Raw genomic sequence first — 3,262 nt, 5'->3', positions numbered from 1 at the left:
CGGGTTCTCATTCACGATGCCGCGCGGCCGCTGGTGCCGCGCGAGACGATCCGCGCGGTGATCGCGGCGCTCGATCACGGCCCCGCCGCCGCGCCGGGCCTCATTGTCACCGATGCGCTGTGGCGCATTGAGGATGGTGCGGTGGCCGAGGCCCCCTCGCGCGAGGGGCTGGTGCGGGCGCAGACGCCGCAGGGCTTTCGCTTCGACGCCATCCTCGCGGCGCACCGCGCCCATGACGGCCCGCCCGCCGCCGATGATGTGGCGGTGGCGCGCGCGGCGGGGCTTGCGGTCGCGGTCGTGCCGGGCCACGAGGACAATCTGAAGATCACCGGCGCGCAGGACTTCGCCCGCGCCGAGCGGATATTGGGGTGCGACATGGATGTGAGAACGGGCAATGGTTTCGACGTGCACGCCTTCGGGCCGGGCGATGCGGTCTGGCTCTGCGGGGTAGAGATCGCGCATCACGCGGGGCTGATCGGCCATTCGGATGCCGATGTCGGCATGCATGCGCTGACCGACGCGATCTACGGCGCGATGGCGCATGGCGACATCGGCCAGCATTTCCCGCCCTCCGATCCACAGTGGAAGGGCGCGCGCTCGGAGGTCTTTCTTGCCCATGCCGCCGATCTGGCGCGGGTCGAGGGCTTCAGGATCACCCATTGCGACGTGACGCTGATCTGCGAGCGGCCCAAGATCGGCCCGCATGCCGAGGCGATGCGCGCCGAGCTGGCGCGAATCATGCAGATCGAGCCGGACCGGGTCAGCGTCAAGGCGACGACATCCGAAAGGCTGGGCTTCGCGGGCCGCGAGGAGGGCATCGCCGCCATGGCCACGGCGACGCTGGTGAAGGCATGAGCCGGCTCGTCGCCACCTTCTTCTACAGCGGGCTGATCCGCCCCGCCCCCGGCACATGGGGCTCTCTCGCCGCCCTCGTCGTGGCGCTGCCGATCCACTGGATCGGCGGGCCGTGGCTGATGCTGGTGATGATCGCGCTGGCGCTGGCGGTGGGCTTTCCGGCAGCGCGGGCCGAGGCCGCGCGCGCGGGCGATCACGACCCCTCCCATGTCGTCATCGACGAGGTGGTGGGCCAGTGGATCGCGATCTGGCCGGTGCTGTTCGGCGCCGCGCATGTCGGCGCGCCGGTGCTCGATCTCTGGCCCGGCTGGGTCGCGGCCTTCGTGCTGTTTCGGCTGTTCGACATCTGGAAGCCGTCGCTGGTGGGCCGCATGGACCGGCGCGGCGACGTGACGGGGCTGATGCTGGACGATGTCGTCGCCGGGATCTTTGCCGCCCTCGGCGTGGTTGTGCTGGCGGCGCTGGCGCATGGCGTGCTGATCTTCGGAGGCTGAGCATGGGCGACACGGCACGTCTGGTGAACGCGGCGCGCGCGGCAAAGCTGCGCGTCGCCACGGCCGAAAGCTGCACCGGCGGCATGCTGGCGGCGGCGATCACAGAGACGCCGGGCGCGTCGAGCGTCTTCGACTGGGGGGTCGTCACCTATTCCAACGCCGCCAAGCAGGCGCTGCTCGGCGTCTCCGCCGCCACGCTTGACGCCCATGGCGCGGTGAGCGTCGAGGTCGCCGCCGAAATGGCGCAGGGCGCCCTCGCCCACTCGGGCGCGGACATCGCCGTCTCCGTCACCGGCATCGCCGGGCCGGGGGCCTCGGAGCACAAGCCCGAAGGGCGCGTCTGCTTCGGCGTCGCCACCGCGCGGGCGTGCTCGACGGAGCTGGTCGAATTCGGCGCGCGCGGGCGCGACACGGTGCGCGCCCTCGCGCGCGATCACGCCATCGCGCTGGTGATCGGCGCGATCAAGGAGCTTGAAAGCTGACCCGCGCCATCACCGCTCAGGGCGTGTCGTAGAGCTCGTGCGCGCGCCGTTCGAAGGCGCGCACCACCCGCTGCATCGCCTCGTTGAAGAAAAGCCCCGCCGCGCCCTGTAGCAGCCGGTTGCGGAATTCGAAATCCACGTCGAAATGCACCTCCGCGCCGCCCTCCACGTCGCGGAAGCTCCAGTTGCTTTCGAGGTGGTGGAACGGCCCGTCGATATACTCGGTATGAATCTTCTTCTGCTCGGGCCAGAGCGTAACGCGGCTGGTAAAGCGTTCGCGGAACACCTTGAAGGAGATCACCATGTCGGCGAGCATCACCTCGTGATCGCCCTCGGGCGTGACCGAGCGCACCCGCGCGGCGGCGGTCCAGGGCAGGAACTTGGGATAGTTGCCGACATCGGCCACGAGGTCGTACATCTGCTGGGCGCTGTAGGGCAGCGTGCGGGTCTCGGAATGTGTCGGCATGGATCGGTCCTTCGTGTCTCGCCTCATCTCGCCCTCGCGCGGCCCGGGATCAACCCCGGACCGCTTGCGCCATGCGATCATCGCACCGATCTGGTGCAAGAGACCGAGAGGGAAAGTGCGACATGAACATCCATTGGCTGCTCCGGCTGACCCACTGGGTCCGCCACCCCCCCTCGCCGCGCCGGATGGCGCTCATCGCGGGGGTCGTGGCGCTGTGCCTGCTGCTAGTGAGCATAGAGCGCTTCGTCGGCTGGCCCGAGGCGCTGAGCGTCACCCCCGTGGGCCGCGGCGCGGGGCTGCGCTGAACCCATGAGGCGGGATGTTTCCACTGGACCGCAATCCGGCTGACGCTAGGGTAGAACCAGCACAGTCGCACAGCAGGAGATGCCATCATGTCCCGTCCGATCCGCCTCGCCCTCGCCGCCGCCGGCCTCACGGCCCTGGCCGGTCTTGCCTCCGCGCAGGCCTTCGAGCCGCAAAAGGCGCATGAGCTGCGCGAGAGTCACATGAAGCTGATGGGTGCGCATCTGGGCGTTCTGGGCGCCATGGCCAAGGGCGAAGCGGAGTATGACGCGACGACCGCCTCCGCCGCGGCCGATGCGCTGAGCGGGCTCGCCTCCGGGGTCGACGGCAATTACTGGGTCGAGGGCTCGTCGAGCGAGGAGATCGCTGACAGCCGCGCCCTGCCCGCCATCTGGGAGAAGATGGGCGAGTTCGAGGAGCACGCGGCCAGCCTCGAAGAGGCGGCCATGGCCATGCAGGAGGCCGCCGGCACTGATCTCGCCGCATTGCAGGGCGCGATGGGCGCGCTGGGCGGGGCCTGCGGCGATTGCCACAAGGCCTTCCGCAAACCCGAGGAATGATCGGCCGCGCGCTCGCGGGGCTTGCTGCGCTGGCGGTGCTGGCGGGCGGCACGGGCTGGGTACTGACCGCGCCCGCCCCCTTGCCCGACGATTTGGCCGACG

The 3,262-nt window shown here is 70.0% G+C and carries 6 protein-coding genes; 5 read left to right on the top strand and 1 reads right to left on the bottom strand.

Going from position 1 to position 3,262, the window contains the following annotated elements; genetic code table 11:
* The 3 genes from ispF to NHG85_RS06775 all read left to right on the top strand — a co-directional run.
* On the top strand, positions 1–855 hold an 855-nt coding region (gene ispF, locus NHG85_RS06785; protein WP_253330997.1), incomplete at its 5' end, for a 2-C-methyl-D-erythritol 2,4-cyclodiphosphate synthase.
* Complete coding sequence (locus NHG85_RS06780) at positions 852–1,349, top strand: phosphatidylglycerophosphatase A family protein (protein ID WP_253330996.1); 498 nt, start codon at positions 852–854, stop codon at positions 1,347–1,349. The genes ispF and NHG85_RS06780, both read left to right, overlap by 4 nt.
* A 2-nt stretch (positions 1,350–1,351) precedes the next feature.
* Entirely contained in the window at positions 1,352–1,831 is a 480-nt protein-coding gene (locus NHG85_RS06775; RefSeq protein WP_253330994.1) for a CinA family protein, read from the top strand.
* 16 nt (positions 1,832–1,847) lie between these two features.
* Here NHG85_RS06775 and NHG85_RS06770 read toward each other — a convergent pair whose 3' ends face one another.
* Entirely contained in the window at positions 1,848–2,297 is a 450-nt protein-coding gene (locus NHG85_RS06770; RefSeq protein WP_253330992.1) for a type II toxin-antitoxin system RatA family toxin, read from the bottom strand.
* Positions 2,298–2,419: 122 nt separating this feature from the next.
* Between NHG85_RS06770 and NHG85_RS06765 the strand changes: the two genes are divergently transcribed.
* Both NHG85_RS06765 and NHG85_RS06760 read left to right on the top strand, forming a co-directional pair.
* Entirely contained in the window at positions 2,420–2,602 is a 183-nt protein-coding gene (locus tag NHG85_RS06765; RefSeq protein ID WP_253330991.1) for a hypothetical protein, read from the top strand.
* Positions 2,603–2,689: 87 nt separating this feature from the next.
* Positions 2,690–3,160 (top strand): c-type cytochrome, encoded by a 471-nt coding sequence (locus NHG85_RS06760; RefSeq protein ID WP_253330990.1) that lies wholly within the window; start codon positions 2,690–2,692, stop codon positions 3,158–3,160.
* The last annotated feature ends 102 nt before the right edge of the window (positions 3,161–3,262 follow it).

It is taken from the genome of Limimaricola litoreus (assembly GCF_024159025.1).
Taxonomy (GTDB): domain Bacteria; phylum Pseudomonadota; class Alphaproteobacteria; order Rhodobacterales; family Rhodobacteraceae; genus Limimaricola; species Limimaricola litoreus.
Note: the sequence above shows the minus strand (reverse complement) of the source record. Positions and strands in the feature narration are given on the sequence as shown.